Source organism: Shewanella sp. KT0246 (assembly GCF_019654955.1).
GTDB lineage: Bacteria > Pseudomonadota > Gammaproteobacteria > Enterobacterales > Shewanellaceae > Shewanella > Shewanella goraebulensis.
Map to the genome: position 1 here is coordinate 13,049 of NZ_BPEV01000039.1, position 21,788 is coordinate 34,836.

Here is a 21,788-nt window from a genome sequence, read left to right on the forward strand (position 1 = left end):
GTTGTTAGCAATGGTTTTATATCGCTGAAGTCTCTGCGCAATGACATGTTCGGTTCATTAGGATGCTGATTTAGCAGAGCGTGAACCTTTAATTTAACTGCAATAGAACTTATTAAGGCGACACTGATGGAACCCATAGTGATAAGCGGCTTCATGTCTTTTACTTTGGCTATTTTCCTTTTATTCATTGGGAAGTGGTCTCTTTCAAATAGCGAGGTACTGCGTAATTTCAGCATACCGGAACCAGTTATAGGTGGCTTTTTGTGTGCGCTAGTCGTCGCAGGGATCTACTTTGGGTTTAACTCAAAAGTCACTTTTGATGTGGTCGCCATTAGAGATATTTTGTTGCTGTATTTTTTTGCTGCTATGGGGTTAAACGCAGATGTTAGATCCCTAATCAAAGGTGGAAAGCCACTGATGATTTTAGTGGGGTTAGCAACGGTTTATATCTTAATTCAAAACGGTATTGGTATGAGCGTTGCGAGTGCTTTTGGGATGGATCCCGTTGCAGGTCTTATGTCTGGGTCAGTTTCATTGATTGGCGGGGTCGGCACGACTTTGGCGTGGGGGCCAACCTTTGTTGATAAGTTGGGCGTGAGTAATGCTGTTGAAATTGGTGTTGCCAGTAACACAATTGGGTTGATTTTTGCCTGTGTGATTGGGGGGCCAATTGCTAAATATCTGATGAAAGTGCATCAAGTAAAAGGCAATAAAGAAACGCTACTCGATGTTGGTCAGTCTTATTCGAAATCTACGGAATATATAGACAGCTATAGCCTACTGTTTTCTTGGATGCGTTTGAATCTTGCATTAATGCTAGGTCATGGTGTTGATGCCATTATTGGTATGACAGGGGTTGAGTTGCCACTGTTTGTGTCATGTTTAGTTGCAGGCATCATCATGGGAAATCGATTCCATAAAATCCTGCCTAAACAGAAGGTTGAAGGCAGTGATAGGAGTCTTTCACTGATTTCTGATATTTGTTTAGGGCTATTTATTGTTATGGCTCTAATGGACTTAAAAATTTGGGAATTACAGGGATTAGTTAAGTATTTATCTGTTGTGATGACACTACAAATTATTATGTCGATTTTGTTCTCTGTGTTCGTGGTATATCGCCTCATGGGGCGAAATTATGAAGCGACCGTTATTTGTGCTGGTTTTAGCGGTATCACTTTAGGTTCAACTGCAACAGCTATTGCCAATATGACCGCGGTAACTAAGCAGCATGGGGCAGCTCATAACGCTTTCATTGTCGTGCCTTTGGTGTGTGGCTTTTTTGTCGACATTATCAACGCCTTTGTTATTAACCATCTTATTGCTTTGTAAGCACGTATTTAGGTACTTGCTTGTCAAGCACAAGTGAGACCTCTCTTTTAGTTAATGCCTCTTGCGAATCGCTGGGGCTAACATTCTCCTTGTAAGGTTTCATTATGTATATGTTAAACGGTATATCTACACTAAAAAAACGCTCACTTTTAACCCTGATTGTTTTACTTAGCTCTACGAGTGCTTGTAGCAATCTCACTGCGATGGATGCGCAGGAAAAGCAAAGTATGATAGATGATATTAATCATGTTTCAGTCGTCACCATTGATAAATTTTCTGAGAAAAATCCGAATTTCAAGGACATGCTTGATGCGTCTCGAGGATATATGGTGGCAGATATCTCTACTACTAAAGTCCCCTTGGTCGGCAAGGCTAAGGGCGTTGGTGCGATTTACGACAATCAAGACGATAGTGTCACTTATGTGAATTTACATCGCGATGATATTGGCATTGGTATTGGTCATGCTGAATATCAAATAGTGTCAGTGTTTGAAAATGAAGAGAGCTTAGAAGTATTCCGTAAAGGGCTAAGTAGCTCAAAAGTCTCAGCTGATTGGAATTTCACTGAAGGGTCTTTGTCATCTTATGACGTGAATGTAAAAGGGCAAAGCGTGCCAACTTATACGCTCAAAGATGGCAACCAGTTATCATTAGCGGCAAGCTTTGTAGATATAGAGAAAAACCTGGCATTAACCGATACTGGTATTTCAAATACCACTGTTTCGATGAAAGGTCGCTCAAAAGATAAGGTGACTCCTGTAAAACATTGGGATAGAGCGTTACCATTTTTTGGGCAACAAGTGATTGAACTAGGTCATGATTTGCCTTTACCCATCGGCGTTAGTTTTATATACGCTAGCACTAATCAAAATATGGAACTGTATGATCTCAGAGTCAAAAATAAAGAAGGAGACTATGTCCCAATCGACTTCGTTGCATTTGAAAATAATAATAATGAGTCTATAACGCCACAAATAAAGTTTGATGCTTGGGTATTTCCCTTTATGAATGTGTTTGTCTCTATTGGGCGTATTGAAGGCGAAGCCAATGTTAATTTTGGCTTTGATAAAAATGCCCTGACGAATCAACTCGGCATCGATTGTACTTTAGCCAGAGGAAAGGAAAAGCGCTTTTGTGAAAGCCCGCAGTTAGTTGATGGTGTTGTTGATGTTGTGGCTAAAATGGAAGGAAAAAGCTATACCGTCGGCACCGTGTTAGCTGGGGGCTGGGATAATTACTTTTTCTCATTACCTATCTCATTTACAGCGGTAGATATGGATGACCGAAATATTGATGGCCATGTGTTTACCGCTTCTCCACGAATAGGCAGAGTGTTTCCATTTCAAGGTGGTAGCAGTTTAGCTGTTTATGTTGGCGCCAGCTATATGAGTAATGAAGTGCGTATTGAAGGATCACAAGATGTTGGAGATACTGGCTATGCAATTGAATATGATATTTGGCAACGAACTGAGGATAACTGGGAGCCGTTAGTGGGTGCTAATTATAATTTCAATCAAAAATGGTCTGCATTTTTTGAGTTTACAGGTTCACATGATGGCAGACAGCAATTTACGGGTGGATTAACAAGACGCTTCTAAGATTGATTATCAGCTATAAACGAGGTCATAAAGACCTCGTTTGGCTTAGGTTCATTTAACTCACTTTTAGACTTACTTTTCTCTTATCCTTTTTTATTCTGCAACTCTCGGCAACTTGCATCACCACTTCAGCGATGTTCTCAAAATCAATTTCTTATAAATAGTCTTCTATATTTTGAAGGTATTGCTTTGGCGTGACTTCATGGACCTTTTTAAATGCTTTACTGAAACTTTGAGGGTTATTAAAACCAAGTTCTGCTGCAATGATGTCTTCAGATTCGCCATTGACTAACATTTCAGGTGCGAGATGATAGAACAATTGATACTTGGTGATCTCTGAAAAACTTAGGTTTTCTCGCTGTAATCGTCGTTGTAATGTGAGTGGCGAGATCATCAAAATATCAGCTACAAATTCAAGTTTAGGGTAGCCAAAAGCCCTAGCATAATTTATCAATTCATATACGCAACGCGGAAGGTCTGACTCTTCAGGTAGATCAATGCTGTCCAGAGAAAATGTTTGCCCAGAATCTGAGGGTAATAAAGCGCGGTTAATTGGAATGCATTGTTTTAAGTGTTCACTTGGGAACCTCACCATCGTTAATTTTGCGTTCCAAATAACCGGGCAACCGAATATCTTTTCTATCTCGCCGTGAGCGCCTAACCGAGAGCCTGGCAAGTGGACTTCAGAGGGAGTGTAATTTTTTCCGAGGTACCATTTGAGTAAGTGAATAAATACCCAAGCGCCGACAATACCGTCTAATAGTCGTTCAGATTGGATAGATAATTGAGTATTGTATGTCCAACATGTTAACTCTTTTTCTATGCCTGTTCGGACTTTACAACCCGATTGAATATTCTGAGCAAGGGCATTAAAGCGCCTGATGGCAGTAAATAAAACAGGGGTTGAATATACGATACTACGAAAGGGACCAAAGTTTTCTAATTGTATTAATGAGCCACCTTTGGCAACAAACAGTTCGTCATTAATAGACTCTTCAAGTACACCAAAATACCGTGTCATTTCGTTTAATGGCATGGGCCGCATTGGATCATTAAACAGGCTTTTGGGTAAATTAACTTTATTGATGCAGTTACCGTAATAATCGTCCATGGCTTTTAGAAACAGCCAAAAAATGCCTGTTCTTCCAAATGAAATGGGTTTCTCATTAGCCATAATGAATCCTTATTAATGTGCTATGAAAATACTACGCTTTTATGAGTGGCAATTGAAGTAGCCATTTTGCTGGTGAGGTTGATTTCGTTAATTTTTTAAGATTGATAGCCAGTGGATAGGGAGCCTGTTAACGGGCAGCATTTATTGGCGTTACTTAGTGATGCAAGATTCAAATGCTCGATCTTATGGTGGATAAATGACGGCAGTAAACTATGGTGAAATGAACTAAGGCGAAACCAACTAAGGTGAAATGAACAGAGGTAAATGAGCTTAGGTGAAATGTAGGGGGCGCTAATGTTGTGACTAAATATGCCCCCAAATAAAGTTAGTTTAATGCAATATAACTTTTATTAATCATGCAGTTGCGCATTACTGTTACGTAGGCTTGTTCATTGGCTGCTTCGCGCTCCTTTTCCTGTTTTCGACCAGAAAGGCGACCTCCTACTACCCCTGCAGCAGCGCCAATTTTAGCCCCATCAGAGCCAGAACCACCACTGATAGCGCCAACAGCAGCTCCTGCCGCCGCTCCTTTAGCTGCGCCCTTAAGGCCAGAACCTTTTTTATCTTCAGTCGCTTTTTTTGAGCTATTTGCTACTTGCTGGCACTGAGTTAAGTCCGTTTGTGTTTGGGAGGTTGCTATATCCGAATAACTAAAGATGAGCCCACTTCTTTGATCTGACAAAGAGCCTTGATTCGCACTCACAGAAAAAGAAAGCGCGATACAGCTAATTAAAAGTATCTTGTGCATTTATTTACCTTATTTTATGTGTTCTATTTTCATTAAGCTAAGCGGTGTTGTATTTTGCTTTCGCTGTGACAATTTGACTGCTCACTTTCTTCAGCAATACAGTTCAACATTGATTCATCGGTGGTTGTTATCGTGCCGTCTTCTATTTGTTTGAGTACCTCTCGCAAGTAATCATCATGTGCATGCTCCACTAGTTGTTTATAAATACTGACAATGTTTTCAATGATGACGAGCCGCTGCATACGATTTAACTGTAAACTTGAAACCGCGATAAGGCCTGAACGAGTATGTAGGTTCAGTTCCTGCTTCAATAAGTTAAAATCGTCTATTACGCCTTTGGGTAAGCCATAGGTGGACTCTAGATCCGTAGTGACTTCAATGACTTTTTCTAAACGGCTATTAAAGCTGCCGTTACTGCATAGAATATGAAGAGCACTTTTAAATACTTCTCGCGCTTCGGGGTATTGCATCATATCGCGCCTCTTAAATGTTAAGTGGAATGTTGGTTAAAGGTGGTTGCCAGTGACGTCAATGGTTAAGGAGTCAAACTCTGGCGGTCTATCAACCCACAGGGCATCTTGTGACATCTTTTCAAAGCCATACTGAAACAGTTTTTGCATATGTTCTGGATTGAATTGTTCTTTGGTTTCATTAACTTCTTTGAAATCGTTATCGATATGAGCGAAATTAAATTCTATGTTGGCCTGATTAGCTTGGTTGTAGATCCTCATCACATCACTGCGGCCTTGATATTTAATAATGGTATTAAGTGATCGAGAGGAAATGGCCACCAATGAAGGTGTGACTTCCTGCCAGCTGGGCGAGAACTCGCCATTTCTGATCACATATAGCTGACGCTTTTTAGCTAAAACTCCTTTTTCTAAAGAGCTTGCTGAAACGGTATCTGGTAGTAAAAAGACTTGTCTTGCTACGCCGCCATCGACGTGAAGCTCTTGGTAGCTTGTATCGCCATGTTCTACTTCTATTTGTACTGCAGGCATGGCTCCGGGTATCGCAGTGGAAGCGAGGATAATATCTTCAAAAAGCTTCTCTGAAGCCGCTGTATTTTGTGCTGCTATGGCGCCCATATTCCATACTGATAGGCGTTGGCTCTCAAGGTGAGTTGTCCCTATCAGTAATAAGCGGCCATGACGGTAACCTTCAGCGACAACACTCAAAAGTTCCGTATCAATAGTGTCGCGTACTAGCTTTTCATATGGGCTAACATTGAGCATCGACATACTACGAAAAGCGGCGAGAAAGTCTTTGGCTTTAAATAGATCGTCATCACTAGAGTTAGTATAGAAATCAACAATATGGTAATCATACTCAGTACCTAGGAATGCAAAAACGGCAAGAATAGCTCCTGTACTGACACCGGTGACTAAATCAAATTCTGGACGTGTGCCTTTTTCTGTCCAAGCAGATAAAATACCTGCTCCAAACGCGCCATTTGCGCCTCCGCCCGACAAAGCTAAGATTTCTAAAGAATCACTATGTGTTTTACGAGACATATAGTTATCAATAAAGGTTTCTAAGAACTCATAGCTGACGCGGGTATCGTTACCCCATGTGCGCGTATTGTCGACGCCAATTGGTTTGACTTGCATGGCCAATGATTCAGGCACACCGTGGTGTTCAGGCACTGTGCTACAGCCTGCCAATGTGACCAAAAAGCCAAGGCTAAGTAATATCTTATTCATTTGAATGCCTAATAGTTTTGTATGAGCCGATGAGGTTGCAGCAAAGTCAGAAATAGATGCTGCCCCCCTTAAAGCTATAAGCAGAATAAAGGCAAACATGGAACTGAGAGTGGCTGAACACTAGTCGCTAACTGCTATTGTTTAATCAGCAGCGATTGATTAAGCGAAAGCTTATCGTGAGAAATATTAGGGGCTGGAAATTGGACAATTCATATCACACAGAATTGAATTTTTGATAGCTTATATCCACAACGCAATTGTTATATATGGAAATGAAAAAGGCGGTTGTTAGGTTCTGGATAAGTGCTAAAAACCATTTGGCAGGGCGAGATTTGGCGACAGCAGTTTTCTGTTTTAAATAAGAGAGCCAGCTTGAGTGATAGGGTTCACCCAAGTTATTTGGCTCATTATTTTATTTTGTTATTCAATACTTTATTAACTCAGCACAGCACTTTGAGAGAGGTTGGCTTGCGCCTCGCTATTGTTAGAAATGTATTTCATTAGGTAATCAGCATCCTTGTATACACCGCCAAGGGTGGCAGACCCTCGGGTGTAAAGCCAAGGTAGGCCGATGAAATATAAGCCCTCAACATCATTGCTGACGCCGCGATAATTACTGGGGTAATTCATTTCATCAAATGAGATACCATCAATCCAAAAAAAGTTAGGCTTAAAACCCGTAGCCCAGATAATGTTTTTAATCGTGCTGATGCTGCCTTTTTGAAACGTTATAGTATCTTTCTCAGCAGATAAGGTTCGCCCCATGTGGATGACATTATCTTTAGCGAGTAAGGATTTAACGTCAGTACCAATAACGGGCTGAACCCCATTACTTAGCCATTTGCCAATTTTGCTGTAGCGATTGACAGATAAAAATCCGATTTTAGTAAACCACCACCATAAGGTTTTACCCAAAAAAGTTTGCGGTATTGCCTTAATTTGATCGGTACCTGAAAAATATGCCGTTCGGCCGGTATCTGCAATTTCCGATAAAATCTGCACCCCAGAATCACCAGCGCCTACGACCAAGCAGTCACCATCTTGAAGCTGCTCTGCATTTTTATAATTTTCGCTATGCAGTTGAGTAACACCTTCGGCGATATCGACATGACAAGCTGGAGTATACGGGGTATGAAATGGCCCTGTGGCAATAATCACTTGTTTTGCCTGAAACTGACTTGTGGCAGTTTTGATATCAAAAACACCATTAACTTTGGTGACAGAGGTGACTTTTTGGTTGAACTCAATCGGGATATTGAAGGTGTCTACGTAGCTTTTAAGGTAATCAGCGACTTGATATTTATTCGGGTAAAAACCTTTTGGAAATGGGAATTTCATGCCGGGCAAATGGTTATATTCTGTGGGGGTAAATAGGGTTAACGAATCCCAGCGTTTTAACCAAGGGGCACCAATACAATCATTAGCATCGAGAATCAGATAATCTTTATTTTGTTGGCTTAAATTGTAAGCCATAGATAGCCCAGATTGGCCAGCGCCAATGATGATGAAGTCTTTGATGGTGTTCAACTGCGTATTTCTCGTTATTATTTTTGCGCGCTATTGTAGCAGAAGTGAACCTGTGCATCTGAAAAGCAATAAAATTAGTCTTTGCTAAAGTGTAAAGGTGATTATTTTCAATAGGGTGTCAGTGAAATTGAAAAATGCCTGCCAGAGGGGAGCTGGCAGGCATGAATACACTATAAAAAACTAATCAGAGTTAACGTTATTGAAACGTTAGCTGCCAATTATTAATGGTGCCAGTGTCGCGTCTTGCACTGTCCACAGCTTTTAGTGTCCAGTCGCCTGCAGACTCAACGCCCGTCATATCAACAGTGTAGGTTTTAACAATATCGTTAGCACTGCCACCACTATTGTCATGTAATACCGCCACTTGGCCTGTTGGGCTATATAGCTCGACTTTTAAGTCGCCAATGTAAGTATGGCTAATATTGACACTGACAGTGACTTCACCAGAGTCGCCTGTGCGAGCCGCTGATAAAGTACTGCTAACACCTACGCTACTGTTATCTGGGATGTTGTAGCTAGTGTTATTGGTGTAAGTTGCTGCTCCACCAGTACCACCACCTGAACCGCCACCAGAAGCTTCAGTATAATTAGCCACTAAGCTCACACCGCTAAATGCACTGTAACCACGAACCATCACGTGGTATATACCTGTTTGCACCGTTGTGATTGGACATGACTCTACATTTCCGCCTTTCCAAGGACGGCAATCGTAACTGCTGGTGGTTGGTGCTGCACCATATTGAACGTATAAGTCTGCATCACCACTGCCACCACTCATGCTAAAGCTTAAATCTGTTGCGCCTGCAGGCACATCGATAGTGTAAAACAGTTCATCACCTGTTCCGCCGCTCAGATTAGATTTAGCAACGCCATTTACAAGCTCGTCATCGCCAACTCCCGTGCCAGGATCGGTAGGGCCAGTACATGAAGCATCTAGATAGGCTTTTGCTGCTTCTGCATCAACTAAACCATAACCAGTTTGGTTATCACGACCTGCGATAGACAGGTCTTCAGCAGTGGCATTAAGCGCTGCTCGAATCTCTGCTGCACTACATTGCGGGTGATGACTCCAAACTAACGTGGCAACACCTGAAACATGTGGCGTCGCCATTGATGTACCGTTGTAGTATTCATAATCTTCATTATCGGTATTCGTCACGGTGACAGAGGCGCCAACTTGATTGCGTAAAGCTAGGCCAGTTGCGCGATCAACAGATACAGATACAATCGGTGCTTCGTTATTACTGTCTACCAAAAACGGGTTTTGTAGTCCAGGTAATGCAGTATTACTGTAAACAATAGATGCACTAGCACCTGCTGATTCACAGGCTTTAACGGCATCGATATCTGGGTAGCTGCTACCTTGGTTACCGACACGTTCAACTAAACAAATTTTATTACTCATATTGCCACAATTAAAGCTACTACCAGTGACCGAACATTCAGCTAATTCGCCAGTTGCAGTGCCGATAAACGGTGTGCTGACATGAGACGATCCTGATAAAACATAACGGTTATGAGGCACAATACCGCTGTCAAAATAAGACTGACCATTGATGTTAATATCCGCTAAGCGTCCTTCGCCTCGTGTCACTGTTGATAAAATTGCTTCACCAGGGCCTGAGATTTCAACTTGGGCTGTGTATTGTGAAAACGCAGCGTGATCTTTGTTGCTATCAACCGCAGCAACCGACATTACAGAGTCGTAAGATGCAGGGTAACTCAAGGTGTCATTACCATCATTACCAGCTGCGGCAATGAGCAATACGCCGTTATTTTCATGGGCGGCTAGGGCGTTTCGTTCAGTATTACTAGAGCCCGTTCCCCCTAAACTCATGGTAACGACATCGGCATTGTTATTGACACAAGTATCTACCGCAGCAACAAGGTCTGAAGAGTAACCCCAGCCTGATGCATTAAACACTTTAATCACGTGAATATTGGCATTTTGATTTGGCATCACACCCACAACACCTTCGTTGTTAGCGATTGCGGCAATGGTACCAGCAACGTGAGTACCATGGGCGTTGTTAGCGCCTGGTTCATACCAATTATTAGTGCCTGAGTTATTGGTTCCAGTGACGTTATTGGCATTAAGATCGTTATGGCCTAAATCGTAACCTGAATCGATAATACAAATGGTGCGATTGCCAGCTTGACTGTCACTGATTGCTGTTGCGCCCACATAGGTTTGACCCCATGGTGTGGTTTCTGACAGTAATCGACGTTGAACATCCTCTTCAACGTAATCAACATCAGCTCGGTATCTCAGTGCTTGTAAGTTTTTATTATCGAGTTTGACACTGTAGCTATTGCTACGGCCGATACGTTTCATTTCTTTAGCCGAAACGCTGTTCATTGCACGAAAATGCGAGAACACTTCGTTACTTCTCGGCTCGTACTGAGCATCGTCAATGGCATCAGAAGCGGCAGAGGTAGAAAATCCAGCTGCTGCAGCATTAGCGTTTTTAAACTTAACGATATAGCGCTTAGGTAGAGGACTATGCTGGTTGAATTGAGGTGAATTACTATTCACATTTTGTGTGAATACAGGTGCCGCATTGAGACTGGCAGAGATCGAAAGCGCAAGAACTGAGAGTCCTAGCACTGTTGTTGCTTTGTTTTTAGTCATAACTATCTTCCATGTTATTCAGAGTAAAAAATTGTTTATTATTATTTTTGCAGCGTAAAACTCTATTTGAGCAAGCTGCGGCGATCAATGCATCTCTAGTTGTTACAATTGTAAAATTTATGTGAATAATTATTGGCGGTTAAATAAGCTGTTTTTGTTACTGTGCGCTATTGAATAAATATTCACTATATTCTGGTGTTAATTGTTCTCTAAAGCGAAGTGTGTGATTTTATATTCAGTGATATGCGGTATTTATAGTGAGGGGGTTACTAGAACAATGAGTAGAGAGCTAAACAAGAAGCATGATTAAGTAACTGATTTAAAGTAATAAAAAAAATATTAAAAATTTTGTTAATTTACATTAGGGAACCACAATATAGCTTTTATTAGTGCTTCAGCACTGACTTAGCACTGACTTAGCACTGACTTAGCACTAAATGGCAGTCATTGAAGCGGAAGTTTACTGTCAGAAGACGCTAAAGGCTGTCTAATATCAAACAAGGGTTTTCTAATATCAAACGAGTTAAGTTGGTGGAAATATTATCTTTAGGTATGGCTTAGATATGGCATAGGTATGGGTTAGGTATGGGTTAGGTATGGCATAGGTATGGGTTAGATATGGCATAGGTATGGGTTAGGTATGGCATAGGTATGGGTTAGATATGGCATAGGTATGGGTTAGATATGGCATAGGTTTGGCTTAGATATGGCATAGGTTTGGCTTAGATATGGCATAGGTATGGATTAGATATGGCATAGATATGGGGTAAATATAGTAGGGATATGTGAGTTTCGCTTTTCCTGTGTTGATAGCCCTGTGCTGATAGTCCTGAACAGATTCTCTTGTATCGGCTATTTTCATTGATATTTAGTGCAGGGGAATTAGCTGAGGAGCCTAATAACTAACATTCTCAAACCAATAAAAAACACGGCACTAGTGGGCTCTAGTTGACCGTGTTCTATAGTTCGCAAATATTGGTCACAGATTATTTAAACGCAGCAATCTCTTTTTTGACAGCATCTACAACAGCATGTGGGCTGCTGATGTATTTTGAATGGTCGATAAAAATAGCGTTATCGCCAACAGTCATTACCATAGCTGGGAAGTTAGCTGTACCAATCATTTGTTGGATTTCAGCAATTCCTTCAAGGACATATTCCGCGTCCATACTCAGCTCATCTCTGAAAATTTTATTTGATGGCGATAGCTTAAATTGCTCCACAATATCCATGAAATCATGCTTGGTATTTAATGGATTGCCTTCAATAAAGTGCGCTCTTTGTAGGGCATTTAGCACTGGTAACTGTTTGTCAGCTTGTTTGCTTTGCATCCAGCCCATTAAGTTAGCGGTTTTTATTGAGCTTTTGGGACTATTAGCATAGCGAATATAATCTCGACCAAACTTAAGCCCACTGGCTCTTGCAGCAGCTTCCATTTGCTCTTCACCCGCGCTGTCTTTACCCGCATAGTGAGCTGCATGTAGCAAATGAGGCTTCATTTCTGGGAAAGCTTCTTGTAAAGCATTCACTATGGGAGTGGCCGCATAGCTCCAAGGGCAATGTGAGTCGTAGATAAAATAAAGCTCGGTGGTCATGAGTTGATTCTTGATTGAGTATCGATAAACCGATCCTAAATAGTTTGTCGGTAATATTCAATGTTTGTCAGCTGTATTCGTGCCCTTTGCAACCGTTAACCCTGTCTTAACCCCTCAATCGTTATGCTTTAGCCAATATTCGCGGGAGAGCATCAATGACATTTCGATATTCCATAATTGCATTAGTGTTAACAAGCTTAGTGGGCTGCACTTTAAATGACAGTGCAAACTTCGCCACTCAGGCCAATGATAATCGCAATCAAACTCTTGAATTGTTGATAAAACAAGTCAATCAAGAAACAACAGCTGAGACTAATGCTGCTGAAATAGACAGCGACACCAGCTTGTTGCTGACTGACTTAGTCAGCGTTCCTGCGTTAAATAGTTATCTTGATGCTGCAATGCAAAATAGCCCAAGCCTTCAGCAAAGTATCATTGCGCTAAAAATTGCTTATGCGCAGCAAGGTGTCACTTCAGCAGATCGCTTACCGAGTGTGAGTGCAGGTTTTGATGCGCAAAATACTGAAGATAGTGATGAAAGCTATAGCGCTGATGTTACGGTGAGTTGGGAGTTGGATCTTTGGCAAAAAATTGCCGACAGCACTGCAGCTGCAAGTAAAGATATCGAAGCGACTCAAGCCAGTTTCGATGCTGCAAAAAACCTATTGGCCGCCAATATTATGCGTGGCTGGCTTGAAATTAGTGTTAATCAGCAATTACTGGAAATTGAGCAGCGCCGTTTAGCAGTACTTGCTCAAAACGAAACCTTAGTGCTTGAGCGTTATCAAGCTGGGCTTGGCTCATTAGAAGAGTTGGATAATGCTAAAAGCAGCAGCGCTTCAACGCGCGCAACCGTCGCTCAGTATCAAGAAAATGTCGCACAAAGTGAGCGAAGCTTAATGTTACTCACTGGTCAGTGGCAACCAGAAAATGAACTGCCAGCGCTTGAAGCTTTAAATGAATTTCCCCATGTCATTAATCCGTTAGATGCTGTGCCTGTGCAAAATATGTCGGGGCGCCCAGATTTACAACAAGCCTTTTTTAGTATTGAAGCAGAGTCATTACGAACTGATGCAGCTTATAAAGCCATGTTGCCGTCCTTTAGTTTGTCAGCCAGTTTAACCGACATTGCTAACACCCCAAGTGAAGCGCTTTTAACTAATCCGCTTTGGAGTGTATTAGGCCAAATGTCAGCGCCGTTGTTTCAAGGCGGTAAGTTAAAGTCACAAGCAGAAATTGCTCAGTTGACCACAGAGCAAAGCTTCTGGGTATACCAAGAAACTCTGCTTAATGCCGTTAACGAAGTAGAAAATGCTATCGGTCAAGAAGGCTCGTTAACACTGCAGCAAAAGCACCTTGATGATGCCTTTTTAAGTTCACAACGAAGCATCGTGAGTTATGAGCAAAAGTATCGCCAAGGCTTGGTTGATATTTTGGATTTACTCACTGTTCAGCAGCAATCCTACGATATTGAAGCAAAACTAACTAACACCACATACCAAAGATTATTGAACCGCATTGATTTAGGCCTTGCACTAGGTTTAGGAGTATCAGCATGAAACAAATCATTACCCGTAAATTAAAAAAGAATGCCTTAACGATTGCGATCACTTTAGCTGCTGCAGGTTCAATTTTTGTGGTTTCTGCTTACAACGGCAGCCAAATGGGGCCGGGGCCTGATAAAGGTAAAGAGCCTGCTTCAACCAAAGTTGCGCCACAACAAATGGTGCAAAAGACTGACAAACCTTCAGAAAGACTCGGGACAAATGAACAAGCTAAAAAGACTGAGCCAGTGTCATTACTTTCGCAAGTGGCTGTTCAACCAACCCCAAGTGCCACTTACCAAGCAGAAGTGACGGGCTATGGTGAAACTAAGCCGCGTTTCGAGTTGACTTACACCAGTGAAATCAGTGGTCGAATTGAATGGCTTGCTGAAGCCTTCGAGTCAGGTCGCGTTGTTAAGGAAGGTGACTTATTGGCTAAACTTGATGACACTAATTTCCAGCAAGCAGTATCACAGGCAAAAGCTGATGTGGCCACTGCGCAACTTGAGTTACTAGAAGAGCAACGTCAAGGCGAGCAAGCGCGCAGCGAATGGGAACGTTCAGGATTATCTGGAGAACCAAGTTCACCACTTGTGTTAAGAGAACCACAACTTGCTAGTGCGGAAGCAGCGTTAGAAAACGCCCAAAAAACCTTAGAAAAAGCCGAGCGAGATCTTAATTATACAGATATTACAGCCCCATTTGATGGCGTGATTGTCAGTCGTAATGTGCAATTAGGTAGCTTTATCAATGTGGGAGGCGAAGTGGCAATGCTGTATAGCGTTGATCGCATCGAGATTGAAATTCCATTATCAGACAAACAATGGGCTAACTTGCCCCAAGCCGTAATCAATGTTGATGCGGCTAAAAATGACCAACTGACTCTTAATGAGAGCAATAAAAGCAATCATCAGTGGAGCGCAATCATTTCATCAGCAGGCAGTGATAGTGATAAGAGCCAGCAATGGACTGCTTATGTTGAGCGTACACATCAATATGTGGCACAAGACACGCGTCAGCGTTCATTGGTACTTGTAGTTGAAAATCCACTGCAACAGGAGACACCGCTTTATCCTGGTACTTTTGTGCAAGCTACCATTGAAGGTGTCTCGATTGATTATCTTTGGGAGTTACCGTCTTCAGCGCGCTCGCAACAAGGTGAAATCTGGACGGTAGATAACGAAGGGTTATTACACAAATCAGCAGCAAATACCTTGTTTGAACGTCAAAATAAAATTTATGTTACGCCTACGCAAGACGAGTCTTTAGTTCAGGTGGTTAAACGTCCCTTGAGCAACTTTAAAGCTGGCATGAAGGTTATGCCAACGGTTGAGGAATTGTAATGAGCAGCAATATCAATGACAAAGAACCGTTACCAAAAGGCATTATTTCATGGTTTGCCCAAAACTCAGTAGCGGCAAATCTACTGATGATGGGCGTAATCATTGTAGGCCTCTTTTCATTCAATGATATCCGTAAAGAAGCGTTCCCGAGTTTAGAGCCCGACTTAGTCACAGTGTCGGTCACTTATGACAGTGGCGACCCTATTCGCGCTGAAGAAAGTATCGCAATGAAGATTGAAGAAGCCCTTGAAACCGTATCCGGTGTAAAGCGTATTACTTCAACTTCCGATGCTTCAGGCAGTCATGTGTCGATTGAGAAAGAAAGTAACTACAACTTAGATACTTTGCTGACGGATGTAAAAACCAAAGTCGATGCGATTAATAACTTGCCAAGCGAGGCTGACAACCCTGTTATTGATAAAGCGCGTCGTCAAGAGCACGCCATTTGGGTGCAGCTATATGGTGATGCTGACCGCAAAACCTTACAAGATTTAGCTGAGCAGCTTAAATCTGACTTGCTAAGTCAAAGTGCTATTCGTGATTTATCCATCAGTGCCACCTTAGACCCGATGATTTCAGTCGAGGTCAACGAGGTTAAGCTTCAAGCTTACGGACTCACCCTAACAGATGTGTCAAATGCCATTAATGCTGAATCATCAAGTAGCATAGTGACTAGCTTACGTAATGCCGATAAAACCGTGCGTTTAAAGGTGTCTGAACAGGCCTATGAAGTTGAAGATTTTAAAAACATATCAGTATTAACCTACGCCGATGGTAGCCATATCTTACTGTCTGACATTGCAGTGGTTAGCGACACTTTTGAAGAAGACACTTTTAGTTTATCTCGTTATAACGAGCAAAACTCAATGGGTATTCAGGTGGTCATGGATGAGTACAGCGATGTCGTCGATATTGTTGAGCAAGCCAAACAAGTGATAGAGAAATGGCGTAGTAGTAACTTATTACCTGAAAATGTCGAGATTGAAAGCTGGTACGACAAAAGTGACCTTATTACTGAGCGTCTATCATTGCTGGCTAAAAATGCGCTTTCAGGTATTGCATTAGTATTTATTATTTTGGCGATATTTTTAAATATCCGCGTTGCCTTTTGGGTCGCCGCCAGTTTGCCATTTGTGTTCAGCGGCACTTTATTTTTCATGACGGATACCTTTACGGGATTCACCTTAAATGAAATGACCACCTTTGGTTTTATCATGGCGCTGGGTATTGTGGTCGATGATGCGGTGGTGATTGGCGAAAGTATTTACACCACTCGCAAGCAAGAAGGCGACTCCATTAGAAGCACCATTATCGGCACACATAAAGTGGCCGCGCCGACTATTTTTGGGGTGTTAACCACTGTAGTTGCCTTTATGTCTATAGCAGCCATTGAAGGTAAGTTAGGCCAAATTTATGCGCAATTTGGCATGATTGTGACCATTTGTTTATTGTTGTCATTAGTAGAGTCTAAGTTAATTCTGCCTGCACATTTAGCGCACGTTAATACTCAGCGTAACGATAAAAAAAGCTTCTGGAATACCATTCAGCAAGCTGCAGATAATGGGCTTGATTGGTTTAACAATAACATTTACAAAAAGGTCATTAGCCAAGCGCTTAAATTGCGTTATGCGGTAGTGATGGTATTTGTTGCCTTGTTTCTTTTAGTGATTGGTATGCCATTCACTGGCGGGGTGCGAGTTGCCTTTTTCCCTGAAATTGCTGGTGATACCGTTGTTGCTGATATTCGCATGTACAACGACAGCAGTTACGGCCAAACACAAACAAACTTAATGACACTGGAAGCTAACGCATTGGCGCTGGATAAAACCTTACGTGCTGAGGCGGGTGAAACAGATGACGCTGAATCAGATATTAGCAGCATTCAGGTGACTGCTAGCGCAGATAAATCAGGTTCAGTGATTATCGAATTAGACAGTGATGCCGCTTATACCGCTCGTGATTTTGCTAATGCATGGTCAGATATGTCAGCGCAAATGGAAGGGGTAAGTAAGCTTAAAGTGATGTCGATGAAGGAGATGGTTGATAACTTTAAAGTTGAGTTAAAAGCCAATGACGATGCGCTATTAACTGAGGCGGCTAATAAATTAAAGCAAGAACTGCAGACTATTGATGGTGTTAGCGGTATCGATGACAACCTAGATTTAGGTGAGCCTCAATATCGTTTTGAGTTAACTCCTCAAGGCCGTGCGTTAGGCATGGATACCGCAGATTTAGCTAAGCAAGTCTTGCAAGCGTTTGGTGGGGATATTGTTCAGCGTTTTCAACGTGGTAAAGACGAAGTGAAAGTGCGTGTTCGTTACCCAGAGGAAAATCGTCAGACCTTTGCCGATGTGACAACAGCCAATGTGAGAACGCCCGATGGTACTGTAGTGCCGCTAATTTCAGTGGCGAATGTGTTTTCAGATTATCAACAATCAGAAATCACTCGTATCGACAATCAACGTGCGGTTTATATTACTGCGGTTGTGGATAAAGAAGTCATTGCTTCAAATGAGTTAGTGGCGCAATTACAGCAAACAATGGTGCCACAGTTAAATGCTGACTACCCCACTGTAACCATTGACTTTACAGGTGAGGCTGAGCAGCAAAAAGAGTCGACAGATTCAATGCAATCGACTTTTGTACTTGCGCTAATTTTGATTTTTGCTTTACTGGCGATACCGCTTAAATCGTACGTACAGCCAGTGATCATTATGATTGCGATTCCATTTGGTATTGTTGGCGCGATTTTAGGACATTGGTGGAATGATTTAACTATTAGTATTTTATCGCTTAACGGTATCTTGGCATTGAGCGGCGTAGTGGTGAACGACAGTTTATTGTTAGTTTCACGTTTTAATGAGTTGGTACGCGAAAAACAAATGCCGATTAGTGAGGCGATTGAACAAGCGTGTACCGGTCGCTTGCGAGCAGTGCTGCTAACTTCGATTACGACATTTGCAGGTCTTGCACCACTGTTAAGTGAAACCTCTATGCAGGCGCAGTTCTTAATTCCAGCTGCAGCGGCTTTAGGTTACGGTATTTTATTTGCCACAGTGATTACCTTGGTATTAACGCCATCATTATTGATGATTCAAGCTGATGCTGGGCGTGGGATTGATAAGCTAAAGCAGTGTGTTTTTGGCCAAGAGAAACCAATACAAACTCAGTAATATCATATTGAAATGTAATGATTAGTTTGATTAGGCTAGACTGTGCTCTATTAGATTAATAGTGTGTCTTCAGTAGCATCAAGCTAATGCTGAAGCGCAATGGTTAAATAGAGTACGTTGAATCTAATATCCAGCAATGTACGCACTGAATGTGAGTTAATGAGGAAATACAATGTCTGATAATTTGCAGTTACTCTTGGTCGAAGATGATATTGACCTAGCAACAGCCATCATTGATTACCTTGAACTTGAAGATATTCAGTGCGATCACGCTGCCAATGGCGCGATTGGGCTTAATTTGATTGAAACGAATCAATACGATGTCGTAGTGCTTGATTTAAACATGCCGAAAATGAATGGCCTTGAAGTGTGTGAACGTATACGCACTCAAGGGATTGATGTGCCAATACTGATGCTAACGGCACGAGATACCTTGGATGACAAACTGGTTGGTTTTTCAAAGGGGGCAGATGATTATTTGATTAAACCGTTTGCCATGGAAGAGCTGATTGTAAGGACGCAAGTGCTGTCGCGCAGAAGGAGTGGTGAAGTCAGTAAGTTGATGGTATCTGACTTGGCTTTAGATTTACAAAGTAAAACAGCCACTCGAAAAGAGCAGATGCTTAAGCTGTCACCGACAGCCATTAAAATTCTTGAATGCTTACTACGTGACAGCCCAAAAGTGGTATCTAGAGAAAAGATAATGCAAAACGTTTGGGGGGATGAACAGCCAGACAGCAATAGTTTAAAAGTGCATATGTTCAACTTGCGCAAAGCTGTTGATGGTGACTGTGAAGAAGCACAAAAGCTGATTCATACTATTACGGGACGGGGATTTGCTTTAAAACTTGAACCTGAAAATAGTGAGTCTGCCTCATGAATATAAGACCCAGTATTAAAATCTACTTTTTACTCGCAATGTTTTTGACTGGTACAGTTACGATTGTGGGAATGTCTGCCGTTGCTGTGAGTTATTTCTTCTCGGGTTTAGATGTTGCCATGACTAACTTTGTTCGCTCACAAGCGACAGAAATCACCTTAGATGGTGATAACCCTGTCACCATTGGCGAGTTAACCGTGGCTACCCGTTGGGAGGCATTACCTTTTCTTATTCAAAAGAACCTGAATAAAGATGACCTTGAGCCTAATGTGCTTATTAAAGAAATTGAAGGTATTCCAATCATAGATCATCCTAAGCGTGCATTTTTTGCGATGAAAGTTGTTTCTGGCAAAAAGGTGCGTTATGCAGGGGTTATTTTAGATAAGAAAGATAAAGTTAAACGAGATAATAAACCGCCGCAATTTTTATATATTTTGCTGGTGGCCTTTTTCGCCATGATACTGTTTGCAGTTGTATTGTTGTTGGTACTTCGAAAAATAGCTTCGCCTGTCGAAAAGCTTAAAGAGTGGGCTAAATCTCTGGATGAAGAGAAGCTTTCTCAGCCTAGGCCAAACTTCCATTACAGTGAACTTAATACCTTGGCTGATATCGTTCAAACCAGTTTAAGTTCTGTACAAGATAGCTTAGACAGGGAGAAACGCTTTTTAGGTTATGCCAGCCATGAATTGCGCACACCTATTGCTGTGAGCCGCACAAATGCAGAATTACTACGTAAAATGATTACTAAACAATTAGCCCAAGATAAGCAATTGGCGGTACTCGATAGAATTGAGCGAGCTGGCTTAACCATGACTGATTTAACCGAAACCTTATTATGGCTTAATCGTCAAGAAGGGAAATCATTACCCACTAGTGAAGTTGCCGTTGGCGAGTTAGCTGAGCAAATTGCTTCCGAATTACATTACCTACTACAAGGTAAAACGGTTGATGTTAGCCTAAGTACAGATGATACCCAGTTGACGATGTCAGCAGGTTTGTATCGGATCATCATTACCAACCTTATTCGTAATGCATTTCAGCACACTTTTAATGGTAAAGTCGTCATAGAGCAATCAAACGATCATTTATCGATTACTAATCAAAATTATGATGTTGACGAGCACAGCGAAACAGACGATTTAGGCTTTGGTTTAGGCTTAGAGTTAACTGAAAAGCTAGTTAGACAATATGGTTGGCGATACGAGGTCACGCCAACAGCTTATGGCCGAAAAGTTGAAGTGATTTTTTAGCATTGATGATTATGTAAACGACATTGAAGGTTGAAGGCTAGCAATAGTCTTCAACTTTTTTGCCATTTATTTGTGGGAATTTATTTGTTTAAGCGCTTCATATTAAGCACTTTAGCAATTAGCTCTTTTCTCAAATAGCTTTTTCTCAAATAGCCCTCATCATAAGAATTTCTGTATAGCTTGTTAATCGGTAACGCTAGCTTTATCACTAAAATGTAAATTAAAACTGACGCTTAGCAATAGCCCTTGTTAGCCAGTTTTTAATCTACGTGATAGGTTATTTTTGTGTCGCAAATGAAATTCAAATTTAGCGATGTTGAATCGATATGTAACTTAAGCCACTCAACGAAGGAGTTTTACATGGGCTGCCCACTTGGTCATAAGTCTGCACCACAGACTGATAACAACAAAAATAATGAGACCAAAGCTAACTTCAGAGAACTTGAAGATAGCATTCATACCGACTTTAAAGATGATATGTCCTATGGCGACTATCTAAATCTCGAGAAAATACTATCGGCGCAGCAGCCTTTGTCAGATCAACATGACGAGATGCTTTTTATAGTTATTCATCAAGCCAGTGAGCTTTGGTTAAAACTAGCAGGTCATGAGTTAACGTGTGCGATTGACAATATAAACACTGGCGATTTTGGCCACGCATTTAAAGTGATCTCTCGAGTTAAACAAATTCTCAATCAGTTGACGCAGTCATGGAATATCCTCGCCACACTCACCCCGGTTGATTACCTTAAATTTCGCGATGCCTTAGGTCACTCGTCAGGTTTTCAGTCCTACGGTTATCGTAAAATTGAATTTTTATTAGGCAATAAAAATGCTGACTTACTTGGGGTTCATAAAAGTAACCCGGAAGTTTACCAAGAGCTAAACAGCCTATTGCATGCGCCGAGCTTATATGATGTCAGCATCAAGGTTTTGCAGCACAAAGGCTTGCTGGACGATGAGTCAGTATTAAGTCGAGATGTCAGCCAACCTTATCAAAGTCATCCTGCGGTATTAAATGCTTGGATTAATGTATACCAGCAAGCGGATCAACACTTTGAGCTTTATGAGTTGGCTGAAAAATTGGTGGATATAGAAGACAGTTTTCAGCAATGGCGCTTTAAACATATGTATACCGTACAACGAATTATTGGTAACAAAGCGGGAACGGGCGGTTCATCTGGGGTAGAGTTTTTGAAAAAGTCACTGGATATTAGTTTTTTTCCAGAGCTATTTGAACTGCGTACTCATTTATAAGCTGTTTGATTAAGCGTATTTACGAGAACCACTTA

Annotated in this window: 15 protein-coding genes; 8 read left to right on the top strand and 7 right to left on the bottom strand. The window is 41.5% G+C overall.

The features are described from left to right. The first annotated feature begins 126 nt into the window (after positions 1-126). Together gltS and K5Q58_RS16935 are read left to right on the top strand one after the other, a co-directional pair. The gene (gene gltS / locus K5Q58_RS16930; RefSeq protein WP_220755074.1) at positions 127-1,329 is read left to right on the top strand and encodes a sodium/glutamate symporter; all 1,203 of its coding nucleotides are present in this window, start codon (positions 127-129) and stop codon (positions 1,327-1,329) included. Between the two features lie 110 nt (positions 1,330-1,439). Then, positions 1,440-2,927 (top strand): porin family protein, encoded by a 1,488-nt coding sequence (locus tag K5Q58_RS16935; RefSeq protein WP_220755075.1) that lies wholly within the window; start codon positions 1,440-1,442, stop codon positions 2,925-2,927. Positions 2,928-3,081: 154 nt separating this feature from the next. On the opposite strand, the gene K5Q58_RS16940 is transcribed toward K5Q58_RS16935, so the two are convergent. The 7 genes from K5Q58_RS16940 to K5Q58_RS16970 form a co-directional block, all read right to left on the bottom strand. Then, entirely contained in the window at positions 3,082-4,101 is a 1,020-nt protein-coding gene (locus K5Q58_RS16940) for an AraC family transcriptional regulator (protein WP_192022142.1), read from the bottom strand. Positions 4,102-4,426: 325 nt separating this feature from the next. After that, a complete protein-coding gene (locus K5Q58_RS16945; RefSeq protein WP_220755076.1) occupies positions 4,427-4,849 on the bottom strand; it encodes a glycine zipper domain-containing protein in 423 nt (140 codons plus the stop codon). Between the two features lie 32 nt (positions 4,850-4,881). Beyond that, on the bottom strand, positions 4,882-5,322 hold the full coding sequence (locus K5Q58_RS16950) for a hypothetical protein (protein WP_192022144.1): 441 nt from the start codon (positions 5,320-5,322) through the stop codon (positions 4,882-4,884). A 33-nt stretch (positions 5,323-5,355) separates the two neighbouring features. Next, entirely contained in the window at positions 5,356-6,552 is a 1,197-nt protein-coding gene (locus K5Q58_RS16955; RefSeq protein WP_220755077.1) for a patatin-like phospholipase family protein, read from the bottom strand. 435 nt (positions 6,553-6,987) lie between these two features. Then, entirely contained in the window at positions 6,988-8,079 is a 1,092-nt protein-coding gene (locus K5Q58_RS16960; RefSeq protein WP_259651377.1) for an NAD(P)/FAD-dependent oxidoreductase, read from the bottom strand. Positions 8,080-8,275: 196 nt separating this feature from the next. Next, on the bottom strand, positions 8,276-10,711 hold the full coding sequence (locus K5Q58_RS16965) for a S8 family serine peptidase (RefSeq protein WP_220755078.1): 2,436 nt from the start codon (positions 10,709-10,711) through the stop codon (positions 8,276-8,278). A gap of 986 nt (positions 10,712-11,697) precedes the next feature. After that, entirely contained in the window at positions 11,698-12,306 is a 609-nt protein-coding gene (locus K5Q58_RS16970) for a protein-disulfide isomerase (protein ID WP_220755079.1), read from the bottom strand. Between the two features lie 155 nt (positions 12,307-12,461). Between K5Q58_RS16970 and K5Q58_RS16975 the strand changes: the two genes are divergently transcribed. The 6 genes from K5Q58_RS16975 to kynA all read left to right on the top strand — a co-directional run bounded on the left by K5Q58_RS16975 (position 12,462) and on the right by kynA (position 21,753). Further along, positions 12,462-13,865, top strand: a complete 1,404-nt coding sequence (locus K5Q58_RS16975; protein WP_220755080.1) for a TolC family protein — start codon at positions 12,462-12,464, stop codon at positions 13,863-13,865. Continuing rightward, positions 13,862-15,193, top strand: a complete 1,332-nt coding sequence (locus K5Q58_RS16980; protein WP_220755081.1) for an efflux RND transporter periplasmic adaptor subunit — start codon at positions 13,862-13,864, stop codon at positions 15,191-15,193. The genes K5Q58_RS16975 and K5Q58_RS16980 overlap by 4 nt, the downstream gene beginning before the upstream one ends. Beyond that, the gene (locus K5Q58_RS16985) at positions 15,193-18,366 is read left to right on the top strand and encodes an efflux RND transporter permease subunit (protein WP_220755082.1); all 3,174 of its coding nucleotides are present in this window, start codon (positions 15,193-15,195) and stop codon (positions 18,364-18,366) included. The genes K5Q58_RS16980 and K5Q58_RS16985 overlap by 1 nt, the downstream gene beginning before the upstream one ends. A 172-nt stretch (positions 18,367-18,538) precedes the next feature. Then, positions 18,539-19,246 carry a response regulator transcription factor gene (locus tag K5Q58_RS16990; protein WP_220755083.1) on the top strand — a complete coding sequence of 236 codons (708 nt, stop codon included), beginning with the start codon at positions 18,539-18,541 and terminating at the stop codon, positions 19,244-19,246. Then, positions 19,243-20,496, top strand: a complete 1,254-nt coding sequence (locus K5Q58_RS16995; RefSeq protein ID WP_220755084.1) for a HAMP domain-containing sensor histidine kinase — start codon at positions 19,243-19,245, stop codon at positions 20,494-20,496. Before K5Q58_RS16990 ends, K5Q58_RS16995 begins: the two co-directional genes overlap by 4 nt. Before the next feature lie 360 nt (positions 20,497-20,856). Continuing rightward, complete coding sequence (kynA, locus tag K5Q58_RS17000; RefSeq protein WP_220755085.1) at positions 20,857-21,753, top strand: tryptophan 2,3-dioxygenase; 897 nt, start codon at positions 20,857-20,859, stop codon at positions 21,751-21,753. The last annotated feature ends 35 nt before the right edge of the window (positions 21,754-21,788 follow it).